This is a genomic window from Embleya scabrispora DSM 41855, from assembly GCF_000372745.1.
GTDB classification, from domain to species: Bacteria; Actinomycetota; Actinomycetes; order Streptomycetales; family Streptomycetaceae; genus Embleya; species Embleya scabrispora.
On record NZ_KB889675.1, the window covers coordinates 1 to 24906 of the forward strand.

At 68.9% G+C, this 24906-nt stretch carries 19 protein-coding genes and 1 tRNA gene; 3 read left to right on the plus strand and 17 right to left on the minus strand.

Going from position 1 to position 24906, the window contains the following annotated elements; all coding sequences use genetic code 11:
* Nucleotides 1-94 precede the first annotated feature (94 nt).
* The 4 genes from pgfA to polA form a co-directional block, all read right to left on the minus strand.
* Nucleotides 95-1105, minus strand: coding sequence for a cell envelope lipid trafficking protein PgfA (gene pgfA / locus A3IC_RS56520; protein ID WP_020552859.1), 1011 nt, complete (start codon nucleotides 1103-1105; stop codon nucleotides 95-97).
* A 72-nt stretch (nucleotides 1106-1177) separates the two neighbouring features.
* On the minus strand, nucleotides 1178-1315 hold the full coding sequence (locus A3IC_RS68955; protein ID WP_020552860.1) for a hypothetical protein: 138 nt from the start codon (nucleotides 1313-1315) through the stop codon (nucleotides 1178-1180).
* A 146-nt stretch (nucleotides 1316-1461) separates the two neighbouring features.
* A complete protein-coding gene (locus A3IC_RS56525) occupies nucleotides 1462-2649 on the minus strand; it encodes a lytic transglycosylase domain-containing protein (RefSeq protein ID WP_020552861.1) in 1188 nt (395 codons plus the stop codon).
* Nucleotides 2650-2770: 121 nt separating this feature from the next.
* The gene (gene polA / locus A3IC_RS0125330) at nucleotides 2771-5509 is read right to left on the minus strand and encodes a DNA polymerase I (RefSeq protein ID WP_026218721.1); all 2739 of its coding nucleotides are present in this window, start codon (nucleotides 5507-5509) and stop codon (nucleotides 2771-2773) included.
* A 55-nt stretch (nucleotides 5510-5564) separates the two neighbouring features.
* Here polA and A3IC_RS0125335 point away from each other — a divergent pair, with 55 nt between their 5' ends.
* Nucleotides 5565-5993: a hotdog fold thioesterase gene (locus A3IC_RS0125335; RefSeq protein ID WP_020552863.1), complete on the plus strand. Its 429-nt coding sequence runs from the start codon at nucleotides 5565-5567 to the stop codon at nucleotides 5991-5993.
* Nucleotides 5994-6065: 72 nt separating this feature from the next.
* Here the strand turns inward: A3IC_RS0125335 and A3IC_RS0125340 are convergent, their stop codons facing one another.
* The 6 genes from A3IC_RS0125340 to A3IC_RS0125365 all read right to left on the minus strand — a co-directional run bounded on the left by A3IC_RS0125340 (nucleotide 6066) and on the right by A3IC_RS0125365 (nucleotide 12331).
* Nucleotides 6066-6770 (minus strand): ABC transporter ATP-binding protein, encoded by a 705-nt coding sequence (locus A3IC_RS0125340; RefSeq protein WP_052173805.1) that lies wholly within the window; start codon nucleotides 6768-6770, stop codon nucleotides 6066-6068.
* Nucleotides 6771-6847: 77 nt separating this feature from the next.
* The gene (locus A3IC_RS0125345; protein WP_020552865.1) at nucleotides 6848-7768 is read right to left on the minus strand and encodes an ABC transporter ATP-binding protein; all 921 of its coding nucleotides are present in this window, start codon (nucleotides 7766-7768) and stop codon (nucleotides 6848-6850) included.
* The gene (locus tag A3IC_RS0125350) at nucleotides 7765-9186 is read right to left on the minus strand and encodes a branched-chain amino acid ABC transporter permease (protein WP_020552866.1); all 1422 of its coding nucleotides are present in this window, start codon (nucleotides 9184-9186) and stop codon (nucleotides 7765-7767) included. Before A3IC_RS0125350 ends, A3IC_RS0125345 begins: the two co-directional genes overlap by 4 nt.
* Entirely contained in the window at nucleotides 9183-10064 is an 882-nt protein-coding gene (locus A3IC_RS0125355) for an ABC transporter permease subunit (protein WP_020552867.1), read from the minus strand. The genes A3IC_RS0125350 and A3IC_RS0125355 overlap by 4 nt, the downstream gene beginning before the upstream one ends.
* 143 nt (nucleotides 10065-10207) lie before the next feature.
* Nucleotides 10208-11467, minus strand: a complete 1260-nt coding sequence (locus A3IC_RS0125360; RefSeq protein ID WP_205354642.1) for a branched-chain amino acid ABC transporter substrate-binding protein — start codon at nucleotides 11465-11467, stop codon at nucleotides 10208-10210.
* A gap of 243 nt (nucleotides 11468-11710) precedes the next feature.
* A complete protein-coding gene (locus tag A3IC_RS0125365; RefSeq protein ID WP_020552869.1) occupies nucleotides 11711-12331 on the minus strand; it encodes an ANTAR domain-containing response regulator in 621 nt (206 codons plus the stop codon).
* Between the two features lie 102 nt (nucleotides 12332-12433).
* On the opposite strand from A3IC_RS0125365, the gene A3IC_RS0125370 reads away from it, so the two are divergent.
* Nucleotides 12434-12519: transfer RNA gene (locus A3IC_RS0125370), tRNA-Leu, on the plus strand.
* Nucleotides 12520-12601: 82 nt separating this feature from the next.
* A complete protein-coding gene (locus A3IC_RS0125375) occupies nucleotides 12602-13366 on the plus strand; it encodes a helix-turn-helix domain-containing protein (protein ID WP_026218724.1) in 765 nt (254 codons plus the stop codon).
* A 51-nt stretch (nucleotides 13367-13417) separates the two neighbouring features.
* On the opposite strand, the gene pyk is transcribed toward A3IC_RS0125375, so the two are convergent.
* The 7 genes from pyk to A3IC_RS0125410 all read right to left on the minus strand — a co-directional run bounded on the left by pyk (nucleotide 13418) and on the right by A3IC_RS0125410 (nucleotide 24852).
* Nucleotides 13418-14842, minus strand: coding sequence for a pyruvate kinase (pyk, locus tag A3IC_RS0125380; RefSeq protein WP_026218725.1), 1425 nt, complete (start codon nucleotides 14840-14842; stop codon nucleotides 13418-13420).
* Between the two features lie 158 nt (nucleotides 14843-15000).
* Entirely contained in the window at nucleotides 15001-16461 is a 1461-nt protein-coding gene (locus tag A3IC_RS0125385) for a glutamate synthase subunit beta (protein ID WP_026218726.1), read from the minus strand.
* The gene (gene gltB / locus A3IC_RS0125390) at nucleotides 16454-21004 is read right to left on the minus strand and encodes a glutamate synthase large subunit (protein WP_052173789.1); all 4551 of its coding nucleotides are present in this window, start codon (nucleotides 21002-21004) and stop codon (nucleotides 16454-16456) included. Before gltB ends, A3IC_RS0125385 begins: the two co-directional genes overlap by 8 nt.
* A gap of 312 nt (nucleotides 21005-21316) precedes the next feature.
* Nucleotides 21317-22066: a VIT1/CCC1 transporter family protein gene (locus A3IC_RS0125395; RefSeq protein ID WP_020552874.1), complete on the minus strand. Its 750-nt coding sequence runs from the start codon at nucleotides 22064-22066 to the stop codon at nucleotides 21317-21319.
* A gap of 145 nt (nucleotides 22067-22211) precedes the next feature.
* The gene (lgt, locus tag A3IC_RS0125400; protein WP_040877183.1) at nucleotides 22212-23294 is read right to left on the minus strand and encodes a prolipoprotein diacylglyceryl transferase; all 1083 of its coding nucleotides are present in this window, start codon (nucleotides 23292-23294) and stop codon (nucleotides 22212-22214) included.
* Nucleotides 23295-23407: 113 nt separating this feature from the next.
* Nucleotides 23408-24220, minus strand: a complete 813-nt coding sequence (locus tag A3IC_RS0125405; protein ID WP_020552876.1) for a DsbA family protein — start codon at nucleotides 24218-24220, stop codon at nucleotides 23408-23410.
* On the minus strand, nucleotides 24217-24852 hold the full coding sequence (locus A3IC_RS0125410) for a MauE/DoxX family redox-associated membrane protein (RefSeq protein WP_020552877.1): 636 nt from the start codon (nucleotides 24850-24852) through the stop codon (nucleotides 24217-24219). The genes A3IC_RS0125405 and A3IC_RS0125410 overlap by 4 nt, the downstream gene beginning before the upstream one ends.
* Nucleotides 24853-24906: the final 54 nt, after the last annotated feature.

Sequence of the window (24906 nt, forward strand, 5' to 3'; positions counted from 1 at the left end):
GCGGCTCCGCCGCTCTCCGCGCTTCGCGCGTCGATCGCTGGGGGTGGGGGTGGGGCGGGGGCGGTGACGCGTCTGGGGGCTTTGTTTGCGTTGGTTACTTGGATGGGGTCGGGTCGGGGGTGTTGGCGTGCTCGGGGGCGGGGGTGCTTGTGGGGGTGGGGCGGAGGCGGGATTTGTGGTCGGCGAGGAATTGGAGGGCTACCGCGGTCAGGAAGAGGAGTACGCCGAGCACCAGGAGGGCCAGTGGGATGGTGTCGTGGATCATGCGGAGCTTTTCGCTGCGGTCCTTGGCGTCGGCGATCAGCTTTTGGGACCAGGCCGGGCGGGGGGTGAAGGTGCCTTCGAAGACCTTGGTGGCCACCGGCTTGGCGTTCGGGTCGTCGGCCGGTGGGGAGGTGCGCAGTTCCTCCTTGCGGGTCTCCTCCATGTACACCGGGATGCCGGTGACCGGCTCGACCCACATCTTGCGGGTCGCGGTGTACCAGAGCTGCATGCCCTCCTTCTCGATCGCGATCGGGTCCAGGCCGCCCGGGAGCTGCTTGGGCATCGGGATCTTCATCCACGGCACCTCCTGCTCGAAGCGGTAGGTCTGCAGCCCACTGCGCTTCTCGGTGCCCTTGTACGAGATCACGTTGGCGCTGTGCGCCTGCGAGTCGTAGTAGTTGTAGTCGCGCTTGCCGGTGAAGAACGGCCATTTGTAGGCGAGGCCGGTGTGCGCGGCGGGGGCGCCGTCGACCGATTCGCCGCAGCAGTTCCTGGGGATCTGGCCGGCCGCCTCGAACGCGTAGCGCTCGGGGAGTTGGGTGACCACCTTGCCGGTGCTGTCCAGGACGGCCAGGTTCAGGTCCCAGACCACGGTGCCGTCCTTGGCCGCCTTGGCGTCCGGTCGGATCGTCTGGATCGCGGTGACCTTGGCCTTGCCCGGGCCCTCGGGCGCGCCCAGGAGGGTGGCGTTGTTCGCGTCCAGCACCACGACCCGGTAGGCGTCCTCGCCGGCCAGCGCCTTGGCGACCAGCCTCGGAAAGACGAACTCGCGCAGCAGCGGCGCCAGGGCCACACAGAACACTGCGGCGGCCAGCAGGATCAGACCGGACTTACGACGCATCGAGGTGGACCCCTTGACGATAAAACCGGGTATGGATTCGCGCCGCCGTTCGGGACACCGCCGCAACGCGCCCTACGGCTGCGCGGGCGGGCTGGTGACCTGGAGCGGCTTGTGCACCGGCGCGGGGTCGCCGGCGGCGCACGCGTTCAGCGCGAACGCGGCTCCCACGGCCAGGAGCGCCCCGACCACGACCGCTGCGAAGGAACGCATGTGGCGGTCCCACCTTCCTGCTGCTGCCTCGGCCGTCGTCCCGACGGCCGACGATGGGGCACGGTAGCAAGAAACGAGAACAGGTTCCCGTTCTTTGCGTGGTGGATCGCGATTGCCGGACGCCGAATCCGACCACCGGCTCGTGGTCACCGAGCGGCGGCGGTTTCCGTTGCCTCGGTCGGCTCACCCGTGTCGGAGGCCCGGTTCGACGCCGACGGGGACACCGAGCCCGACGCGCTCGCGGTACGGCTCGTCGTGGGACTCGCCGACTTGCTCGGCGTCGGCTTGGCGGTGGTCTGCTTGGGCGTCGGGGTCTGCTTGGCCGAAGGCTGCCGGGCGTCCGGGACGGACCGTGCGCCGGTCGCGTAGTACGTCATCCAGGACATCACGTTGCGTACGTACTCGTTCGAATGGTTGTAGGACAGGATCGCCGCGTTCAGCCCCGCGCCGGTGGACAGGTCCCGGTTGCCCGCGCACAGGTAGCGGCCCGCGGTCAACGTCGCGTCGAAGATGTTCTGCGGGTTGATCTGGCCGTCCCGGTTGCCGTCCATGCCCCAGCTCTTCCACGTGGACGGGATGAACTGCATCGGACCCACCGCGCGGTCGAACTCGGTGTCGAAGTCGTAGCGACCGCCGTCGGTGTCGGCGATCCGGGCCCATGGACCGCCGTCCAGGCGCGGGCCCAGGATCGGGGTGACCGCGGTGCCGTCCACCGTCACGTTGCCGCCGTACGCGTGCTCCGACTCGACCCGGCCGATGCCCGCGAGCAGTGTCCACGGCAGCTTGCAGCCCGGGTCCATCCGGGCCAGGTTGGAGGCGGCCTGCTGATAGGCCAGCAGCACCGTCTGCGGGATGCCGCCGGTGCCGGTCGCGGTGGTGCCCCGCGTGCCCGCCGAGGAGGTCGGCGTCCCGGCGGTGGTGGCGGGCGCGGACGTGGTCGGCGCCCCCGGCAACGCGGCCGGCAGTACCGGCGGCGGCAGTTCGAAGTGGCTCGGCCCGCCACCGTTGGCCGAGGTGCCGTCTGCCGGCGCCGGATCGGACAGCCGCGGCAGGTCGGACGTGGGCACCCGGTGCGCGGTGACCATGGTGAACGGGGACTGCACCGCCGCACCGCAGGCCAGCACCACCAGGATCGCCGCCGCGCTGCCCAGCCACGGATTCAGGATCCGTCTGCGCTTGTCCGGTGCGTTCGGCGCGCCGGATATCGGCGGCGCCTCGGGCTCGGGCCTCGGCGCGGGAGCGGCGGCGGATATCGACTCCACCGCCGCCTCGACCGCGACCTCGTCCGGCTTGCCCGGCTTCTGCGGATCGGGCCTCGACTCGGCCTCTTCCACGAAGCTCCCCCCTCTGTGCGCAAGTTCGACTCTGCACCGGATGGCGTCGTACACCGGTGACCCGTGCGAACCTATGCCGGCTGCGGCCGGCTCTCCACCCCCACGGCGCACCGGTTCACAATCAGTGGCCCGCGTCCTCCCAGTTCGGCCCGAAACCGACCGAGACATCCAGCGGGGCGCGCAGCGGATACGCGCCGGCCATCTCCCGACGCACCAGCGCCTCCAACCGTTCCCGCTCGCCCGGCGCCACCTCCAGGACCAGTTCGTCGTGGACCTGGAGCAATATCCGCGAGGCCAGCTTCTCCTCCCGCATCGCCCGATCCACCGCGAGCATCGCGACCTTGACGATGTCCGCCGCCGAACCCTGGATCGGCGCGTTCAACGCCATCCGCTCGGCCATCTCGCGCCGCTGCCGGTTGTCGCTGGTCAGGTCCGGCAGGTAGCGCCGGCGACCGAACACGGTCTCGGTGTAACCGGTCAGCCGGGCCTGCTCGACCACCTTGTGCAGGTAGTCGCGCACCCCGCCGAACCGCTCGAAGTAGGTCTCCATCAAACCGCGCGCCTCGGCCGGTTCGATGTCCAACTGCTGGGAGAGACCGAACGCGGAGAGCCCGTACGCCAGTCCGTAGGACATCGCCTTGATCTTGCTGCGCAGCGCGTGGTCGACGGCCTCCGGGGCCACCGAGAAGACCTGCGCGGCCATCGTCGAGTGCAGATCCTCACCCGAGGTGAACGCCTCGATCAGCGCCGCGTCCTGGGACAGGTGGGCCATGATCCGCAGCTCGATCTGGCTGTAGTCGGCGGTCAGCAGCCCCTCGAAGCCCGCGCCGACCACGAACGAGCGCCGGATCAGGCGCCCCTCCTCGGTCCGGATCGGAATGTTCTGCAGGTTCGGGTCCTGCGAGGACAACCGGCCCGTGGCCGCCACGGTCTGGTTGAACGTGGTGTGGATGCGCGCGTCGTCCGCGACCGTCTTGATCAGACCCTCGACCGTGGTGCGCAACCGGGTCTGGTCGCGGTGGCGCAGCAGGATCACCGGGAGTTCGTTGTCGGTCTGCCCGGCCAGCCAGGTCAACGCGTCCGCGTCGGTGGTGAAGCCGGTCTTGATCTTCTTGGTCTTGGGCAGGCCCAGCTCGTTGAACAGGATCTCCTGCAACTGCTTGGGCGAACCCAGGTTGAACTCGTGCCCGACCGCCGCGTGCGCCTCGTCGGTGGCCTGCTTGACCGCCGCCGCGAACTGCTCCTGGAGCGCCTCCAGGTAGGGCAGGTCGGCGGCGATGCCGAACTGCTCCATCTGGGCGAGCACCGGCAGCAGCGGCAACTCCATGTCCTGGAGCAGCTCCAGGCCACCCTTGGCGGCCAGTTCGACATCCAGCGCCGCGGCCAGGTCCACCACGGCCCGGGCGGCCAGCATCAGCGCCGCACCCGGCTCGGCGTCCTCCTGATCCGACATGTCCAGCGCGAGCTGCCCGTCCCCGGCGCCGCTCTGGTCCAGCTTCAGCTCACGACCCAGGAACCGCTCGACCAGCGTCTCCAGGGCGAACGAACGCTGACCGGGCAACACCAGATACGCGCCCAGCGCGGTGTCGCTGGTGACTCCCCACAGCGCCCAGCCGCGCGCGGCCAACGCCAGGATCGGACCCTTCGCGTCGTGCACCGCCTTGGTCCGCTGCGGGTCCGCCAACCAGGCCGCCAACGCCGCGTCGTCGTTCTCGTCCATACCCAGCGGGTCCATGAAGGCCGCCGCGCCGTCCGCCGCGGCGAACGCCAGGCCCTTGACCTCGCCGGTCCCGCGACCCCACGAACCCTCCACCGCGAGCCCGGTCCGCCCCGCACCCGCCGCGTGCTCCTCCAGCCACGCGGTCAGCCCACCCGGCTCGACCACCGTGGTGTCCAGCTCGAAACCCGGCTCCGCCTCGATCACCTCGGGCACCAGGCCCGGGTCCACCGCCCACAGCCGATCCCGGAAGTTGGCGTTGCGGAACTCCAGCGTGTCCAGCACCACCTCGATCGCCGCCCGATCGAAGGGCTTGCGCTCCAGATCGGCCGGCGTCACCTCCAACTCGACCTCGCGCACCAGCTCGGTCAGCCGCCGGTTCAGCTTCACGTTGTCCAGGTGATCGCGCAGATTCTGCCCGGCCTTGCCCTTGACCTCGTCCGCGCGCTCCATCAGGTCGGCGAACGAGCCGAACTCGCGAATCCACTTCGCGGCCGTCTTCTCACCCACACCCGGGATGCCCGGCAGGTTGTCGCTCGGGTCGCCGCGCAGCGCCGCGAAGTCGGGATACTGCGCCGGGGTCAGCCCGTACTTCTCCTCGACCGCCGCCGGCGTGAACCGGTGCAGCTTGCTCACACCCATCATCGGATACAGCACCGTGACGTCCGGCGTGACCAACTGCAACGCGTCCCGGTCACCGGTGAGAATCAACACCTCGAAGCCCTCGGCCGCCGCCCGGGTCGCCAGCGTGGCGATCACGTCGTCCGCCTCGAAGCCCGCCACCCGCATGGTGGGCACGCCCATCGCGTGCAGTTCCTCGATGATCAGCTCGACCTGGCCCTTGAACTCCTCCGGAGTCTCCGACCGGTTCGCCTTGTAGTCCGGGAACTCCTCGGTGCGAAACGACTGCCGGGACAGGTCGAACGCCACGCCCAGATGGCTCGGCGCCTCGTCGCGCAGCACGTTCACCAGCATCGACGTGAACCCGTAGACCGCCTGGGTCGGTTGGCCCGTCGCGGTACTCATCGACGCTTCCTTGAGCGCATAAAACGCCCGATATGCCAACGAATGCCCGTCGAGGAGCAGAAGTCGCGGCCGAGAGCCGGCGGGAACGGAGGTCTGGGGGGTCTGAGTCGCTGCCACGACCGCGATCCTAGGCTGTCAGGCCGACACAACCATGTAGCCGGAGGAGCACCCCATGCCCGACCAGACCCCACAGCCCGGCCTCGACGAGGTCCTGGCGTTCATGAACATCGGCACCCGGGAGACCCTGGCCGACCGCATGGGGATCGAATTCGTCGAAGCCTCCGCCCGGCGGGTGGTCGCCACCATGCCGGTCAAGGGCAACACCCAGCCCTACGGCCTCCTGCACGGCGGCGCGTCCTGCGTCCTGGCCGAGACCCTCGGCTCGGTGGGCTCCGCGCTGCACGCCGGCAAGGACGCGATCACCCTGGGCATCGAGATCAACGCCACCCACCACCGCTCGGCCAAGTCCGGCCTGGTCACCGGTGTGGCCACGCCGGTGCACCTGGGTCGGTCGCTGGCCACCTACGAGATCGTGATCACCGACGAGGACGACAAGCGGGTCTGCACCGCGCGGCTGAGCTGCATGATCAAGCGCGCCTGAACCCCCGGAGCCCCGGGCACCGCGCGGCGAAGGGGCCGACCCCCTCCGCCGCGCGGCCTTGAAACGGCACCGCTACGCGCCCTCGCCCAGATACGCCTCGCGCACCTTCGGATCCGACAACAACTGATCCGCCGGACCGGACAACACCACCGAACCGGTCTCCAGGGCATAGCCGCGGTGGGCCAGGCGCAGCGCCTGCGCCGCGTTCTGCTCGACCAGCAGCACCGTGGTGCCCTGCTCGTTGATCTCCCGGATGATGTCGAAGATCTGCGCCACGATCAGCGGCGCCAGACCCATCGACGGCTCGTCCAGGAGCAGCAGCTTCGGCTGCCCCATCAACGCCCGCCCGATCGCCAGCATCTGCTGCTCGCCGCCCGACAACGTGCCCGCGAGCTGGGTACGCCGCTCGGCCAGCCGCGGGAACAGCTCGAACACCCGATCCAGCTCGGCCCTGGGCACCGACTTGAACCGGAAGGCACCCATGTTCAGGTTCTCCGTGACGGTCATCGCCGGGAACACCCGACGACCCTCCGGAGAGTGCCCGATGCCCAGCCCCACCACATGGTGGGCGGGCACCCCGTCGATCCGCTCGCCGCGCCAGCGCACCTCGCCCTCGCGCGGCGTCAGCAGCCCCGAGATGGTGCGCAGCGTCGTGGTCTTGCCCGCGCCGTTGGCGCCGAGCAAAGCCACGATCTCGCCCTCGTCCACCTCGATGTGCACGCCCTTCAACGCCTGGATGGCGCCGTAGAACACGTGCAGATCGTCCAGTTCCAGCATCTTCTTTCGCGGCGTCGTCGCGGTCGCGGCCGGCTTGGTCAGCCCGACCGCATCCGCGCCCATGGACTCGGCGGCGCTCATCGCTGCTCCTCCCCGTCCCGCTGCGCGGGGACCGTACCGTCCGACCCGTCGGCCGCCTCGGCATCCGAGGCCGCGACCATCTCGGCGGCCATCTCCGCCCCCAGATAGGCCGCGACGACCTCCGGGTTGCGCTGCACCTCGGCCGGCGAGCCGGACGCGATCACCTTGCCGAAGTTGAGCACCGTGACCCGGTCCGCGACCGACATCACCAGGCGCATGTCGTGCTCGATCAGCAGCACACTGATGCCCAGTTCGCGGTTGATCCGGCGGATCAACACCTCCAGGTCGAGCTTCTCGGTCGGGTTGGTGCCCGCCGCCGGCTCGTCCAGGAGCAACACCTGCGGATCGGTGGCCAGTGCCCGGGCGATCTCCAGACTGCGCTGCTGGCCGTAGGACAGCGACGCGGCCAGTTCGTTGAGCAGCCCGTCCAGGCCCACGAAATGCAGCAGCTCCAGCGCGCGCCGGTCGCTCTCGCGATCCTCGCGACGCGCGTTCGGCAGGCCCAGCATGATCGACACCGGGCCGGCCTTCTGCCGGGTCTCCGCCGCGATCTTCACGTTCTCCAACGCGGTGAGCGCGCCGAACAGGCGAATGTTCTGGAACGTACGGGCCACCCCGAGCCGGTTCACCAGGTGCGGCTTGCGTCCCTTGAGCGAGTGCTCGCCACCCGCCCGGTCGCGCAGCACGATGCTGCCTTCCTGCGGGACGTACATCCCGGTCAACGAGTTGAACAGCGAGGTCTTGCCCGCGCCGTTGGGGCCGATCACCGCGAGGATCTCACCCCGGTGCAGGTCCAACGCCACGTCGGACAGACCCACCAGGCCACCGAAGCGCAGCGTGACACCGCGCACCCGCATGACCTGATCCTCGGGGTCCACCCGCGGCCGGTCGTCCGCCTTCGTCGTGGTGATGCTCACGTCATCCTCCCGCCGGCCGGCTCCGACATCGCGTCCGCGTCGCCGAGACCCGCCTTGGCCATGCTCAACTCGCGCTTGCGCCGAACCGAGGGAATCAGACCCTGCGGGCGGTAGATCATCATGACGATCAACAGCGCGCCCAGGTACATGAACCGATCGTTCGGGTTGACCCAGTCCTTCATGTACTGCGGCAGCCAGGCCAGGAACGCCGTGCCGATGATGACGCCCCACAGCGAACCCATGCCGCCGAAGATGACGTAGGCCACCACCAGCACCGAGAACAGCAGCAGGAAGCTCTCCGGGCTGATGAACCGGGCCTTGCTCGCGTACACGACACCGGCGATACCGGACGTGGACGCGCCGATCGCGAACGCCATCAGCTTGAACTTCACCGTCGGGACACCGGTGGCCGACGCGGCCACCTCGTCCTCGCGGATCGCCGTCCAGGCCCGGCCGACCCGGGAGTGCTCCAACCGCAGGAACGCGATGATCAGGATCGTCGCGATACCGATCAGCAGGTACCAGTAGGGCACCGGGTCGAGTTCCCAGTCGTAGTCGAGCACGCCGATGTGCACCCCGAAGTTCGAGATGCCCTGGACACCACGCGGACCGTTGGTGAACCCGTCCGCGTTCTTGGCGATCAGGTAGATGATCTCGTGGAAGCCCAGCGTCACGATCGCGAGGTAGTCACCGCGCAGCCGCAGCGTCGGCGCGCCGAGCAGCAGCCCGGCCAGCAGACACGTGCCCACCGCGACCGGGATCACCAGGAACGCGTTCAGCGTGAACGGCGGTTCCACCGGCATCGCGCCGGTCCAGTACGCCGTGCTGTACGCGCCGATCGCGAAGAACGCGATGAAGCCCAGGTCGAGCAGGCCCGCCCAGCCGATCACCACGTTCAGGCCGATCGCGAGCAGGACGTAGATCGCCACCTCGTTGACCAGCACCTGGTTCCAGAAGGTGGACAGCACGTTCGGCAGCAGGATCAGCAGGCCGATCACCACGGCCGAGAAACCGATCCGGACCCAGAGGATGCGACGCAGGTTCGCCGAGGTCGTCCGGGTCTGCGCGATCAGCCCCTTGACCGGGCCGGTCACCGGCGCGTGGAAGCGCTCCAGAGGGCCCACACTCGCCGCCAGATACCGGTTGTACAGCGGCTTGGCGAACTCCAGGATCGCCCACAACGCCACCGCGCCGATGATCCACCACACCACGCGCAGCGACCCGAGGGTCTTGTCCAGCGAGAAGAACACATCCTCGCGGCTGCCCTGCGGACCGCTCATCACGTCCAGCAGCACGGCCGCGGCGACGGTGCCCACCAGGCGGCCGAACATCGGCTGCTGATACCAGCGCTTGGTGCGCAGCCGGGCCAGCGCCGACCCGGTCGGCGCGAGATCGCGTTCCTTCGTCGTCGTGCTCACGCCGACCTCCCCAAGCGCTCGCCCAGGATGCCGGTCGGCCGGAACATCAGCACCAGGACCAGCACCGCGAAGGCACTGACGTACCGCCACGACTCACCGAAGATGGGCGACGAGAAGCTCTCGACGATGCCGAGCAGCATGCCGCCCATCATCGCGCCGCGGATGTTGCCGACCCCGCCGACCACAGCCGCGGCGAACGCGGTGATGCCGGGCAGGAAGCCCATCGTGAACGACAGCTGCAGGTGCAGGCCGAACAGGAAACCGGCGATACCGCCCATGAACCCGCCGATGATGAACGTCCGCGAGATCACCTTGTCGATGTCCACGCCCATCAGGCCCGCCGTCTCGGCGTCCTGCGCCACGGCCCGGATACCCAGGCCCAGCTTGGTGCGGTTCACCAGGTAGTCCAGGCCGACCATCATCAGCACAGCCGCACAAACGATGAGCAGCTGGAGGATGGTGACCTGGGTACCGAAGACCGAGAAGACCTTCTTGTTCTCGAACACCGTCGGCAGTGCGCGCGAGTCGCGACCGAACAGCTTGCCCGCCAGGTTCTGCAGGAAGTAGGAGGCCCCGATCGCGCTGATCAGGAACGCAAGGCGGGGCGCGTTCCTGCGTCTGAGCGGTCTGTACGCGACTTTCTCGAGCGTAAAGGCCGTGGCCGCGCCGGCGGTGCCGGAAACGGCCAGACCGGCCGCGACCAACAACACCGACATGAACGTCGTCGGGTTGCTGCTCGGGTCGATCCAGGTCAAGGCGAGCAGCGCCGAATAGGCGCCCACCATGAAGACTTCGCTGTGCGCGAAGTTGATGAGTTGCAGAACGCCGTAGACCAGGGTATAGCCGATGGCGATCACCGCGTACAACGCACCGAGCATGATCCCTGGAATAAGGTAATCCAGGATTTCATCAGGTTGCATAAGGAAAGCTTCCTCAAGAAAACCGGACGGGCCCGGGTCTTCCCGAAAACTCCGGGAAGACCCGGGCCCGATCGTCAGGTTGTGCCGCCCCGATTAACGGGTCAGCCGCCCACGAGCTGGTCGATGTCGCCCATGTAGCCGATCTTGCCGCCCTTCACCTGGTAGATGAAGGTGGTCGCACCGTCGAATTCGCCGTTCGGCTGGAACTTGAACGACTTGGTCAGACCCTTGTACGAGGCGCTCTTGAGCTTGGTGAGCATCGCCTCGCGGCCGATCTTCTCCGCGCCGAAGGACTTCATCTGGTCGATCACCAGGTTGGCGATGTCGAACGACTCCGCCGAGTAGGTGCTCGGGTTCGTGTTGAAGCGCTTCTTGTAGTCCTCGGTGAACTGCTTCGTGGCCGCCTCGACGTTCGCGTCGGAGCACGGGCAGGTCAGGAACCAGTCGTTCGCGGCGTCTCCGGCGAGCGAGACGAACTGCGAGTCGTTGGTGCCGTCACCGGAGAACTTGGGGCCGGTGAAGCCGGCTTCCTTGAGCTTCTTGGCGAACGGCGCGCCGTCCTGGTAGTAGCCCGCGTAGATCATGGCGTCCGCGCCGGAGTTCTTGATCTTCGTGGAGATCGGACCGTAGTCCGGGGTCGCCTTCGGCACGCTGTCCGAGACGACCTGGACACCGGCCTTGGCCAGCTCGTCCTTGGCGACCTTCGACAGGCCCACGCCGTACTCGGTCTTGTCGTCGACGACGAAGACCTTCTTGGCCTGGAGCTTCTTCGACAGGTACTTCGCCATCCCGCTGCCCTGGGCATTGTCGTTCGGCGTGCCACGCAAGAACGCGGTGAAATTGTTGCCCGCGCTCGTCAGGGACGGGTTGGTCGCCGACGGGGACACCGTGGCGAGCTTCGCCTTGGCGTAGTTCGGCGATGCGGCCTTGGTGGGGCCGGAGAAGGCGGGGCCGATAACGGCAACAACATTGCTGTCGTCGATCAGCTTCTGCGCCGCGGAGACCGACTTCGTCTCCGATGCCTCGTCGTCCGAGGTCTTGAACTTGAGCGTGAAGGGAAGATCGCCCTTCGCGTTGGCCTGCTCGACGGCGAGCCGAGCGCCGTTCTCTTCGTTGATGCCAAGCTGGGCATTCTCCCCCGAGAGCCCCGCTTGGAAACCTATCGTCCAGGTCGGCTTGTTACCGCCGCCGGTGTTGCCGGGAGCGGTGCTGCCGCCCTCCTTCTTCTTGTCGTCGTCATCGTCACTGCCGCACGCGGAAAGCACGAGTGCCGCTGCCGCGATGGGCAGCGCGATTTTGATCACGCGTCGCTTGAGCACAGCAAACCCCAACCCCTTGTAGAAAAAGTTCGGAGCCCGCATCGGGGCGCCTTCACAAACCGCGATGAACATGCGGTGCCCGGAATGTAGTCCGGCCGGAAGGGCAGCGGCAGTCCGCCGACTGAGATGTGATGCGCCCGTAACCAGATGTAATCCAAAAGAAACAGCAAACGAATTCTTACGATCCAAAGTGATCAAATATGATCATCGGGTGCCGGAAAAACAACGAACCCATCCGGTTTGTCAGCAACCGGATGGGTTCGTTGGAGTATGGGTACGGCTGGGTCAGTCGGCGACGTCGCCCCCGGACACGACCACCTCGGCCACGGTGCGCATCGACATCCGACGATCCATCGATGCCTTCTGGATCCAGCGGAACGCCTCGGGCTCGGACATCCCGTACTTCTCCTGGAGCACGCTCTTGGCCCGGTCCACCAGCTTGCGCGTCTCCAGCCGCTGGGTGAGGTCGCCGACCTCACGCTCCAGGGCCGCCAATTCGGTATAGCGCGAGACGGCCATCTCGATCGCCGGGACGAGATCGCCCTTGGTGAACGGCTTGACCAGGTACGCCATCGCACCGGCGTCCCGAGCCCGCTCGACCAGCTCGCGCTGGGAGAACGCGGTCAACATCAGCACCGGCGCCAGCCGCGCCTGGGCGATCTGCTCCGCCGCCGAAATACCGTCCAGTATCGGCATCTTCACGTCGAGGATGACCAGGTCGGGCCGGCACTCGTGGACCAGCTCCACGGCCCGCTGCCCGTCTCCGGCCTCTCCGACGACGTGGTAGCCCTCTTCCTCCAACATCTCTTTCAGATCGAGCCGGATCAGCGCCTCGTCCTCGGCAATGACGACACGGGCGCGTTGGCTGTCCTGCGATGCGGCGGGCGGCTGCGTGGCGGCGGTCACGTCGCTCCTCGATCAGGGAAATGGTGCGGACACGAGGGTACCGAGACACGGTATGGTGTTCTCCTAGCAGGGGGTTTTGGGACACCAAAACCGTCTTGACCTGCCGGGTTGGCGGAATGGCATACGCGGATGGCTCAAACCCATCTGCCCGAAAGGGCTTGCGGGTTCGAATCCCGCACCCGGTACCAGTGCATCCTCAGAGAACACTCGTTCGAGTGACGTCGACTCGAACATCTGAATGAGTAGGCGCCGGCGGCGCATCGTGGGTCCATGACCGATCCGGATCTTCGCCGCCAGGCACTCTCTCTGCTGCAAGCAGGCATCTCGAACGCCGATGTGGCTCGTAGGCTGTGCGTCCCCAAAGGGACCGTGGGCTACTGGCTGCACATGGAGCGCTTTCGCCGTGGCGAACTCCCGGCACGACGCGGAGCCCCCTGCTTCCGATGTCACGACGCCGACGTCGATCGTCGGGCATACGCCTACCTCCTCGGTCTGTACCTCGGCGACGGCCACATCGTGGCGCACCCTCGCTCCTACAGCCTGTCCATCTCATGTGCGAACGCCTGGCCCGGCCTGATGCAGGAATGCGCAAATGCCATTACCCGCGTTCTGCCCGGTTCCCCGCCGAACTTCGTACCCCGGCAAGGGTGCAAGGACGTCAAGCGCTACTCGCAACACTGGCCATGCCTGTTCCCCCAACACGGCCCCGGCCGCAAACATGAGCGGTCGATCGTCCTGGAGCCGTGGCAGAACGACATCGTCCGAGCCGAGCCCTGGGGCCTCGTCCGCGGCCTGATTCACTCCGACGGCTGTCGGAACATGAACTGGACAACCCGGATGGTCGACGGCGAGCGCAAGCGCTACGAGTACCCGCGCTACCTCTTCGCCAACGAATCCATGGACATCATGCGCATCCTCACGACCACGCTAAACGAACTCGGTGTGGAGTGGAGATTCGCCCGCCGCAACAACCTCTCCGTCGCCCGCCGGGCCTCCGTCGCGCTCATGGACCGGCACATCGGCCCCAAATACTGACGGCCCGTCACCCTCGCGAGGGTGACGGGCCGTCGGCATCACGACCGGGTGTCACTCGGCCGGGAGGTCTCCTATGTGGTGCAGGCGGATCAGGTTGGTGGAGCCGGGGACGCCGGGCGGGGAGCCCGCCGTGATCACGACCAGGTCGCCCTTCTTGCAGCGGCCGATGGCCAGGAGCGCCGCGTCCACCTGACGAACCATCTCGTCGGTGTGGCTGCACAGCGGGCCGAGGAAGGTCTCCAGGCCCCACGTGAGCGCCAGGCGGCTGCGCACGGCGGGTTCGGGGGTGAAGGCCAGCATCGGGATCATCGAGCGGTACCGGGACAGCCGACGGCCCGTGTCACCGCTCTGGGTGAACGCCACCAGGTACTTGGCGTCCAGGCGCTCGGCGATCTCGATCGCGGCCTTCGCGATCACCCCGCCCTGGGTGCGCGGCCCGGCCAGACCGCGGATCTCCTCCTGCATCGCGGAGGAGTCCTCGGCCGCGACCACGATGCGCGCCATGGTCTTGACGGTCTCGATCGGATATTTGCCGACCGAGGTCTCGCCCGACAGCATGACCGCGTCCGTGCCGTCCAGGACGGCGTTGGCGACGTCCGACGCCTCCGCCCGGGTGGGGCGCGAGGCGCTGATCATCGAGTCGAGCATCTGGGTGGCGACGATGACGGGCTTGGCGTTGGCCCGGGCCAGCGTGATCGCGCGCTTCTGCACGATCGGCACGGCCTCCAGCGGCATCTCGACGCCCAGGTCGCCGCGGGCGACCATGATGGCGTCGAAGGCGTGGACGATCTCCTCGAGGTTGTCCACCGCCTGCGGCTTCTCGATCTTGGCGATCACCGGGAGCCGGACACCGACCTCGTCCATGATCTTGTGGACGTCCTCGATGTCCTTCGCGGCGCGCACGAAGGACAGCGCGATCATGTCGGCGCCGAGGGCGAGGCCCCACTTGAGGTCCTCGATGTCCTTCTCGGACAGTGCGGGAACGCTCACGGCCACACCGGGGAGGTTGAGCCCCTTGTGGTCGGAGACCATCCCGCCCTCGATGACGATCGTGTGCACGCGCGGGCCCTCGACGTCGACGACCTCCAGGGTGACCCGGCCGTCGTCGATGAGGATCCGCTCGCCCTTGGTGACGTCGGCGGTCAGCCCCTTGTAGGTGGTGCCGACCTCGTGCTTGTCGCCGGGGACGTCCTCGGTCGTGATCGAGAACTCGTCGCCGCGCTCCAGGAGCACGGGGCCTTCGGCGAAGGTCTCCAGGCGGATCTTGGGGCCTTGGAGATCGACGAGGATGCCGACGCTGCGACCGGATTCGTCGGATGCCCGACGCACGCGGTGATAACGCTCCTCGTGCTCGGCGTAGGCGCCGTGACTGAGGTTGAAGCGGGCTACATCCATGCCTGCGTCGACCAGCGTGCGGATCTGTTCATACGAATTGGTTGCAGGACCCAGGGTGCAGACAATTTTGGCTCGACGCATGGTCCCAGAGCCTAGTTCCTACCGCCGGGTAAGCCGTACCCGCGTCCGCTATATGGCGCTTTTCCGGCATGCGGAAAGGGCGCCGCAACGGCGGCGCCCTCTCCCGTTCACGCGACTTTCGTCACATATTCAATCCCGACCGAGCCGATCACCCCGCGTCACACGGTGAGCGGTCGATCGGTGGGCCGGATCGGCGACGGCAGGTTGGTCCCGCCGGTCAACCACGCGTCCACCGCGGCCGCGCACGAGCGGCCCTCGGCGATCGCCCAGACGATCAACGACTGCCCGCGCCCGGCGTCGCCGGCCACGAACACGCCGTCCACGTTGGTCGCGAACGCCTCGTCCCGGGCCACGTTGCCGCGCTCGTCCAGAGCCAGCCCGAGCTGCTCGACCAGTCCGTTGGCGCGGTCGGTCCCGGTGAAGCCCATCGCCAGGAACACGAAGTCCGCCGGGATCTCCCGCTCGGTGCCGGCCACCGGCACGAAGCGGCCGTTCTCGAACACGACCTCGACCAGCTTGAGCGCCTTGACCCGGCCGTCCTCGCCGCCCACGAACTCCTGGGTGTTGACCGCGTACACACGCTCGCCACCCTCCTCGTGCGCGCTGGCCACCCGGTAGGTCATCGGGTACGTCGGCCACGGTTGCGCGGTGGGCCGCTCCTCGGTGGGCCGGGGCATGATCTCCAGCTGGGTGACCGAGGCCGCGCCCTGGCGGTGCGCGGTGCCCAGGCAGTCCGCGCCGGTGTCGCCGCCGCCGATGATCACCACGTGCTTGCCGGCCACGTCGATCGGCGAGGCGACCAGGTCGCCCTCCTGCACCTTGTTGGCGAACGGCAGGTATTCCATCGCCTGGTGGACGCCGCCGAACTCGCGCCCGGGGATCGGCAGGTCACGCGCGGCGGTGGCGCCGGCGGCGATCACCACCGAGTCGTAGCGCCGGCGCAGCTTGGCCGCGTCCAGGTCGGTGCCGATCTGCATGCCGGTGTAGAACTTGGTGCCTTCCGCGCGCATCTGTTCGATGCGCCGGTTGATGTGCCGCTTTTCCATCTTGAACTCGGGGATGCCGTAGCGCAGCAGTCCGCCGATCCGGTCCGCCCGCTCGTACACCGCGACCGTGTGGCCGGCCCGGGTGAGTTGCTGGGCGACGGCGAGGCCGGCCGGGCCGGAGCCGATCACCGCGACGGTCTTGCCGGAGAGTCGGTCCGGCGGCTGCGGGGCGACGTTGTTGTCGTCCCAGGCCCGGTCGATGATCGAGACCTCGACGTTCTTGATGGTGACCGGCGCCTGGTTGATGCCGAGCACGCACGCGGCCTCGCACGGCGCGGGGCACAGCCGGCCGGTGAACTCCGGGAAGTTGTTGGTCGCGTGCAGTCGTTCGCTCGCGGCCTGCCAGTCGTCGCGCCAGACCAGGTCGTTCCACTCGGGGACGATGTTCCCCAGCGGGCAGCCGTTGTGGCAGAACGGGATGCCGCAGTCCATGCAGCGGCCGGCCTGTTCGGTGATGATCGGGAGCAGCGTGCGCTCCTCGTACACCTCCTTCCAGTCCCGGATGCGCACGTCGACGGGGCGACGCGTGCCGAGCTCTTGGGGCGTGGTCAAAAAGCCCTTCGGGTCAGCCATGAACCGCCTCCATCATCTTCTGGACGATCTCGGTCTCGGTGAGACCGGCTCGCTCGGCGGCGTCCTTGGCGGCGAGCACTGCCTTGTAGTCCCTGGGCAGGATCTTGGTGAAGCGCCGGGAGGCGGCGTCCCAGTCGGAGAGCAGGGCTTCGGCGACGGCCGATCCGGTCTCCTCGTGGTGCCGGCGCACAACGTCGTGCAGTTCGGCGCTGTCCGCGGCGTCGAGTTCCTCGACGCCGACGAGTTCGGTGTTGATGTTGTTCGGGTCGGCGTCGAGCAGGTAGGCGACGCCGCCCGACATGCCGGCGGCGAAGTTGCGGCCGGTGCGGCCCAGGACGACGGCGCGGCCGCCGGTCATGTATTCGCAGCCGTGGTCGCCCACGCCCTCGACGACCGCGGTGGCGCCGGAGTTGCGCACGCAAAAGCGTTCGCCGACGACGCCGCGCAGGTAGATCTCGCCGCCGGTGGCGCCGTAGCCGATCACGTTGCCGGCGATGATGTTGTCCTCGGCGGCGAAGGGTGCGGACCGGTGCGGGCGCACGGTGATCCGGCCGCCGGACAGGCCCTTGCCGACGTAGTCGTTGCCGTCGCCTTCGAGCCGCAGGGTGATGCCCTTGGGCACGAATGCGCCGAACGACTGGCCGGCGGAGCCGATCAGGGTGATGTCGATGGTGTCGTCGGGCAGGCCCGCGCCGCGGTAGCGCTTGGTGACCTCGTGGCCGAGCATCGTGCCGACGGTGCGGTTGGTGTTCTGCACCGGGAGGTTGATGACGACCTTTTCCCCGTTCTCGAGCGCGTCGGCGCTGAGTTGGATGAGCTGGTTGTCCAACGCCTTGGCCAGTCCGTGGTCCTGCGGGCTGGTGTGGTGCAGGGCCGCGCCCTCGACGAGCGCGGGCACGTGGAACAGCGGCGCGAGGTCGAGGCCCTCGGTCTTCCAGTGCCTGATCGCCGCGCCGGTGTCCAGGAGTTCGGCGTGGCCGACGGCCTCTTCCAGGGTGCGAAAGCCGAGTTCGGCGAGCAGTTCGCGGACTTCTTCGGCGATGAATTCGAAGAAGTTGACCACGTGGTCGGCCTGGCCGTTGTACCGCTCGCGCAGCACGGGGTTTTGTGTGGCGACGCCCACGGGGCAGGTGTCGAGGTGGCAGACGCGCATCATCACGCAGCCGGAGACCACGAGCGGCGCGGTGGCGAAGCCGTACTCCTCGGCGCCCAGCAGGGCCGCGACCAGGACGTCGCGGCCGGTCTTGAGCTGGCCGTCGGTCTGCACCACGATGCGGTCGCGCAGGCCGTTGAGCAGCAGCGTCTGCTGGGTCTCGGCGAGGCCGAGTTCCCACGGGCCGCCGGCGTGCTTGAGCGAGGTGAGCGGCGAGGCGCCGGTGCCACCGTCGTGGCCGGAGATGAGCACGACGTCGGCGTGCGCCTTGGACACGCCCGCCGCGACCGTGCCGACGCCGACCTCGGCGACCAGCTTCACGTGCACTCGAGCCGCCGGGTTGGCGTTCTTGAGGTCGTGGATGAGCTGGGCGAGGTCTTCGATCGAGTAGATGTCGTGGTGCGGCGGCGGCGAGATGAGGCCGACGCCGGGGGTGGAGTGTCGGGTGCGGGCGACCCAGGGGTAGACCTTGTGGCCGGGCAGTTGGCCGCCCTCGCCGGGCTTGGCGCCCTGGGCCATCTTGATCTGGATGTCGTCCGCGTTGACCAGGTATTCGCTGGTGACGCCGAACCGGCCGGAGGCGACCTGCTTGATCGCCGAGCGCCGCTGGGGGTCGTACAGCCGCTCGGGGTCCTCGCCGCCCTCGCCGGTGTTGGACTTGCCGCCGAGCCGGTTCATCGCGATGGCCAGCGTCTGGTGCGCCTCCATCGAGATGGAGCCGTAGGACATGGCGCCGGTGGAGAAGCGCTTGACGATCTCGGAGACCGGCTCGNCCTCGTCGATGGGGATCGACTCGCGCACGCCCGTCCTGAACGCGAACAGGCCGCGCAGGGTCATCAGCCGCTTGGACTGCTCGTCCACGCGCGAGGTGTACTTCTTGAAGATGTCGTAGCGGCGGGTTCGGGTGGAGTGCTGGAGCCGGAAGACCGTCTCCGGGTCGAACAGGTGCGGCTCACCCTCACGGCGCCACTGGTACTCGCCCCCTATCTCCAGCCGGCGGTGCGAGGGCGCGATGCCGGTGGGCGGGTAGGCCTTGGCGTGCCGGCGGGCGACCTCCTCGGCGACGACGTCCAGGCCGATGCCGCCGAGCTTGCTGGTGGTGCCGGTGAAGTATTCGGCGACGAAGTCCTCGGCGAGGCCGACGGCTTCGAAGACCTGGGCGCCGCGGTAGGAGGCGACGGTGGAGATGCCCATCTTGGACATCACCTTCAGTACGCCCTTGCCCAGTGCCTTGATCAGGTTGCGGATGGCCTGTTCGGGCGCGATGTCGGCGAGGAAGACGCCGTCGCGGACCAGGTCCTCGACGGATTCCATCGCGAGGTAGGGGTTGACGGCGGCGGCGCCGTAGCCGATCAGGAGCGCGACGTGGTGCACCTCGCGCACGTCGCCGGCCTCGACGATCAGGCCGACCTGGGTGCGGGTCTTGGTCCGGATCAGGTGGTGGTGCACGGCGGAGGTGAGCAGCAGCGAGGGGATCGGCGCGTGCTCGGCGTCCGAATGGCGGTCGGACAGGACCACGATGCGGGCGCCGTCGGCGATCGCGCCGGTGGTTTCGGCGCGGATCTCCTCGAGCCGCTTGGCCAGCGCGGCGCCGCCGCCGTCGACCGGGTAGAGGCCGGAGATGGTGACGGCCTTCAGGCCCGGCTGGTCGCCGTCGAGGTTGATGTGGATCAGCTTGGCGAGCTCGTCGTTGTCCAGCACCGGGAAGGGCAGCACGACGTTGCGGCAGTCGGCGGGCTGGGCGTCGAGCAGGTTGCCCTCGGGGCCGACGAAGCTGCCGAGCGAGGTGACCAGTTCTTCCCGGATCGCGTCCAGCGGCGGGTTGGTGACCTGCGCGAAGAGCTGGACGAAGTAGTCGAAGAGCAGTCGGGGCTTGGTCGAGAGCGCGGCGATCGGGCTGTCGGTGCCCATCGAGCCGAGCGGTTCGCCGCCGGCCCGGGCCATCGGCGCCAGGATGACGCGCAGTTCTTCCTCGGTGTAGCCGAAGGTCTGCTGGCGGCGCGAGACGGAGGCGTGGGTGTGCACGACGTGCTCGCGCTCGGGCAGGTCCTCCAGGTTGATCAGGCCGCCATGCAGCCATTCCTGGTAGGGGTGCTCGGCGGCGAGCGCGGTCTTGATCTCGTCGTCCTCGACGATCCGCCGGGCCTGTGTGTCCACCAGGAACATCCGGCCGGGCTGGAGCCGGCCCTTGCGCACGATCCTGGCGGGGTCGATGTCCAGGACGCCGACCTCGGAGGAGAGCACGACCAGGCCGTCGTCGGTGACCCAGTAGCGCGAGGGCCGAAGACCGTTGCGGTCCAGGACCGCGCCGATCAGGGTGCCGTCGGTGAAGGTGACGCAGGCCGGTCCGTCCCACGGCTCCATCACGGTGGCGTGGAACTTGTAGAACGCGCGTCGGGCGGCGTCCATCGTGGCGTGGTTCTCCCACGCCTCGGGGATCATCATCAGCACCGCGTGCGGCAGCGGCCGACCGCCCAGGTGAAGCAGTTCCAGGACCTCGTCGAAGGACGCCGAGTCGGAGGCTTCGGGCGTGCAGATGGGGTACAGCCGGCTCAGGTCGCCGGGGATCAGGTCGGTGGCGAGCATCGACTCGCGCGCGGCCATCCAGTTGCGGTTGCCCTTGACCGTGTTGATCTCGCCGTTGTGCGCGATGAAGCGGTACGGGTGGGCGAGCGGCCAGGCCGGGAAGGTGTTGGTGGAGAACCGCGAGTGCACGAGGCCGATCGCGGACGCCAGGCGCCGGTCGGACAGGTCCGGGAAGAACGGCTCCAGCTGCCCGGTGGTGAGCATGCCCTTGTAGACGAGGGTGCGCGCGGACAGTGAGGCGAAGTAGACCTCGACCTCGCGTTCGGCCCGCTTGCGCAGCGCGAAGGCGAGCCGGTCCAGGGTGATCCCGGTGACCGTGTCGTCGACGCCCGCGACGAACAGCTGCGCGAAGCGCGGCATCGTCTCGGCGGCCATCGAGCCGACCAGGCCGGGCGTGGTGGGCACGTCGCGCCAGCCGAGCACCCGCAGGTTCTCCTCGGCGGCGATCCGCTCGATGGAGGACTTGGCGCGGCCGGCGTGCACGTCGTCGTCGGGCAGAAAGGCGATGCCGACCGCGTAGCCGCCGGCGGCGGGCAGCTCGAAGCCGACGCTCTCGCGCAGGAAGGCGTCCGGGACCTGGATCAGGATGCCCGCGCCGTCGCCGGTGTCGGCCTCGGCGCCGGTGGCGCCCCGGTGCTCCATGTTCCGCAGGACGGTCAGGGCCTGGTCGACGATGTCGTGGCTGGGCTCGCCGGTGAGCGTGGCCACGAATCCGACACCACAGGCGTCGTGCTCGTTACGGGGGTCGTACAACCCCTGTGCCGCGGGAAGCGCGGAGAAGAGGGGGCCCGGAGTTGCGGGCATGGCAGGAGGCATGGGCGCTCCCGTCGTCGTCGTGGCGTGTGGTGCGCAACAGGGACGACGTTGGCCCTCTGCGATTTCGTGCAGGTTACACGATCGGTACGTGTATCCGGAACCCGGGACAAACCCGTCTCACCATGCGGTCACCAGGGTGAACCGGTCGGCTCGAGGACGCTGCGCCGCGCCGGTCGCCCCGGCATATCAGCTGGCTCATTCCCGACCATCCGGGTGCCGAAACTGGGTGTCCGACCCGTGGGAACGCTCGTTTCCGGGCCGGGTCGCCGTGCTACACCCGGGTTACGTATACCTCACCCGTCACACCTGTTGGCCGATGAGCAGACCGAGCAGGTAGGTCAGCCCGCCCGCGGCGGCGCCCAGGACCAACTGACGGGTGCCGCTGAACCACCACGGCCGGGCGGTCACCCGCGAGACCGCGGCGCCCGCGCCGAACAGGCCGAGCGCGGTCAGCACCAGGGCAGGCGCCAAGGTGGCGGCGCCCAGCAGGTAGGGCAGCAGCGCAAGCAGCGCGCCGATCGCGAAGAAGGCGAACGAGGAGCCGGCGGCGAGCCACGGCGAGGGCAGGTCGTGCGGGTCGACACCGAGTTCCTCGCGGGCGTGGATCTCCAGCGCCAGTTCGGGGTCGCGGGAGAGTTGCCGGGCCACCTCGACGGCGAGGTCCTCGTCCAGGCCGCGCGCGATGTAGAGCTCGGCGAGTTCGCGCTGCTCGGCCTCGGGGCTGCGGCACAGTTCGCGACGCTCCACCTCGACCTCGGCGCGGGCCAGCTCGGCCTGCGAGGCGACCGAGGTGTACTCCCCCGCCGCCATCGAGAAGGCGCCGCCGGCCAGTCCGGCCAGTCCGGTGACCACGACTGTCTTGGGCGTGGCGTCGCTGCCGACGACGCCGGCGATCAGCGCGAAGTTGGAGACCAGCCCGTCCATCGCACCGAACACGGCCGGGCGCAGCCAGCCGCCGCCGATGTCGCGGTGGGTGTGGTCGATGCCGTCCTGGTGCCCGAGCGCCGGGGCTGTGTCGGGGACCTCGGCGGCTATGTCGTCGGTCTTCACGGTTGTTCGGCCCTCTCGTCACGCTGGGACCTGGACGCTACCGTTCTCGCCCGCCACGCCGCCGGCCAGGAAAGGCTGTCCGAACCCCAGGAGGCTGCCCCGAACCCGCGCTCGGCGGGTCGGGGCAGCCTCCGGTGTGGTGGGGTCAGCCCTTGTCGGCGGGCTTGCGTGCGGCCGAGGGGGTGCGCTCGGCGTCGGCGTCGGGGTCCGCGATCGGCTCGTCCGCATCGCGGACCACGCCCTCGCCCTCGTCGGCGTCCGTCGAATCCTTCGCGCTCTTGACGTCCTCGGGGTCCCGCGCCGCCTCCGCGTCTTTCGCGTCCTCCGGGTCCCGCGCCGCCTCCGCGTCCTGCGCGTCCGCCTCCGCGGCCGGCTCGTCGGCGTCGTCCGACTCCGGGTCGTGGCCGCGCAGCGTGGCCGGGTCCTCGCGGCCGGGGTGCTTGCGCGCCGAGATCCACATGTACGCGATCGCGCCGGCGAACACGACGATCGCGGTCCAGTTGTTCAGCCGCATGCCCAGCACGTGTTCGGCGTCGTCGACGCGCATGTACTCGATCCAGAACCGGCCCACCGTGTAGCCCGCGACGTAGAGCGCGAAGGCCCGGCCGTGGCCCAGCTTGAACCGGCGGTCGGCCCAGATCACCAGGGCCGCGACGCCGATGCACCACAGCGACTCGTACAGGAACGTCGGGTGGAAGGTGCCGGCCTGACCGGGGTCGATCACGTTGTGGTCGCCGTCGATCTTCACCGCCCACGGCACGTCGGTCTCGCGGCCGTAGAGCTCCTGGTTGAACCAGTTGCCCCAGCGGCCCACGGCCTGGGCGAGCACGATGCCCGGGGCGAGCGCGTCGGCCAGCGCGGGCAGCGGGATGCCCCGGCGCCGGCAGCCGATCCAGGCGCCCACCGCGCCGAGCGCGATCGCGCCCCAGATGCCGAGGCCGCCCTTCCAGACGGCGAACGCCTGCATGGGGTCGCCGCCGTCGCCGAAGTACGGCCCCGGCGTGGTGACGACGTGGTAGAGGCGGCCTCCGACGAGGCCGAAGGGCACCATCCACACGGCGATGTCGCCGACCGTGCCGGCGCGACCGCCCCGGGCGACCCAGCGTCGCTCGCCGAGCCAGATCGCGAGGACGACACCGAGGATGATGCACAGCGCGTAGCCGCGCAGCGGGATCGGACCGAGGTCGATCTGTCCGCGCGAGGGGCTGGGAATGAATGCGAGGTCCATGGCGGGTACGACGCTACCGGGTGCGGAGGCGAACGTGTGCCGGCGGGCGTCGACGAACGGGCGCGGCACCGAGGGAATCGGTGCCGCGCCCGGTGTTCCGGTGCAGCGAGTGACTACTTGATCGCAGCCTGGATCTGCGCGCGCACCTCGTCGGGGGTGGCCAGGCCGCGGCCCTTGACGATCAGGTCGATGGTCTTGCCGTTGATGCCCGCGGTCGGCGTCCCGGTGACCGGGGTGTCGCCGATCTTGGCGTTCTGGAACGCGTCCTCGACCTTGTTGACCCAACCGGCGACGCTCAGGTCGTTGACGCAGGCGTCGAAGGTGGGCGAGCGCAGGCCGTCCACCTTGCCCGCGAGGTCGAGCAGGTAGGAGCGACTGGCGAACTTGTCGTCCAACTCGTCGGGCTGGTTCGCGAAGAGCGTGTCGTGGTACTGCGCGAACTTGCCCGCGTTTTGTGCGCAGCCGGCGGCGTTGGCCGCGTACTTGGAGCCGTTGCCGCCGAGCTTGCCGTCCAGGAACGACGCGATGTGGTAGTCGATCTTGATGGTGCCGGCGTCGGCCATCTGCCGCAGGGTGGGGCCGAGCGCCTTTTCCACCTCGTGGCAGATCGGGCAGCGGAAGTCCTCGTACATGATCAGCGAGGGGGCGTTGGGGTTGCTGCCGACGGGGACGCCCAGGCCGTCCGCGGACAGGTTCGCGGGGGCGCTGAACGGCTTGGCGAGCGCGTCCTTCCAGGGGCCCTTCTTCTTGTTGGTCTTGGACATGCCGACGACCACGCCGATGATGGCGACCACCACGAGGACGGCCACCACCGCACCGGCGATGACCATCACACGCCGGCGCTTGTCGAGCGCCTGTTGGCGCGCGCGCTCCTGGGCCATGCGCTCGCGCGCGGTGCGCTTGCCTTCGGAATTCTTCGAGCTCACGTGATCTCAGGGCCTTTCGGTTCCCGGGTTCCGGGGTTTCGGTTCGCGTCCCCGCGGTACTCGTCCTCGTCGGTCCACCGCTCGTCCTCGTCGTCCTGGTCCCGGAGGTACGGCGGCTCCTCGGGGAACAGCCAGGCGTCCGCGGACAGGCGGGTTCGCGGGAAGAGGATCAGCCAGATCGCGAGCAGCATGAAGCCGCAGTCGCGCAGGATCTCCTCGAGGTACGCGGTCTTGTCCGGCTCGACCGGACCACCGCCGCCGAAGCAGCCGCAGTCGATGGCCAGACCGCGCGCCCACGCCTGGGCGATGCCCGCGATGAACACGAGCAGGAGCAGGGCGGACAAGGACGCGACCAGTCGGGTACCGATCCCGACCACCAGGAGCAGGGCCAGGCCCAGTTCCAGGTAGGGCAGGGCGTAGCCGACCGGCTCGACGAGACCATCGGGCAACACGTCGTAGCCCCGGACCGCGTACGCGGCCTGATCGGGATCGAGCGCCTTCTCCCAGCCGGCGAACGCCCAGACGAAGGCAAGGCCCAGTCGGGCGGCGAGGCCGATCCAGGGGGCGACCTTGCGCAGGCTCGTGAGCGAGCCTGCGGATGCGGTGCCGTTGGGGGTGGCCGTCGCGGTCACCGCTCGCCCACCGGCTCGATCGTCTTGCCTTCCAAGGTCTGACCTCCGTCACGA

Excerpts from the sequence above, each read along its gene's own strand:
- A3IC_RS0125335 (WP_020552863.1), top strand. The coding sequence starts at position 5,565 with ATGCCCGACCAGACCCCACAGCCCGGCCTCGACGAGGTCCTGGCGTTC.
- A3IC_RS0125340 (WP_052173805.1), bottom strand. The coding sequence starts at position 6,770 with ATGCTGGAACTGGACGATCTGCACGTGTTCTACGGCGCCATCCAGGCG.
- A3IC_RS68955 (WP_020552860.1), bottom strand. The coding sequence starts at position 1,315 with ATGCGTTCCTTCGCAGCGGTCGTGGTCGGGGCGCTCCTGGCCGTGGGA.
- lgt (WP_040877183.1), bottom strand. The coding sequence starts at position 23,294 with ATGGACCTCGCATTCATTCCCAGCCCCTCGCGCGGACAGATCGACCTC.
- A3IC_RS0125385 (WP_026218726.1), bottom strand. The coding sequence starts at position 16,461 with ATGGCTGACCCGAAGGGCTTTTTGACCACGCCCCAAGAGCTCGGCACG.
- pyk (WP_026218725.1), bottom strand. The coding sequence starts at position 14,842 with ATGCGTCGAGCCAAAATTGTCTGCACCCTGGGTCCTGCAACCAATTCG.
- A3IC_RS0125375 (WP_026218724.1), top strand. The coding sequence starts at position 12,602 with ATGACCGATCCGGATCTTCGCCGCCAGGCACTCTCTCTGCTGCAAGCA.
- A3IC_RS0125355 (WP_020552867.1), bottom strand. The coding sequence starts at position 10,064 with ATGCTCGGTGCGTTGTACGCGGTGATCGCCATCGGCTATACCCTGGTC.
- A3IC_RS0125360 (WP_205354642.1), bottom strand. The coding sequence starts at position 11,467 with ATGCGGGCTCCGAACTTTTTCTACAAGGGGTTGGGGTTTGCTGTGCTC.
- pgfA (WP_020552859.1), bottom strand. The coding sequence starts at position 1,105 with ATGCGTCGTAAGTCCGGTCTGATCCTGCTGGCCGCCGCAGTGTTCTGT.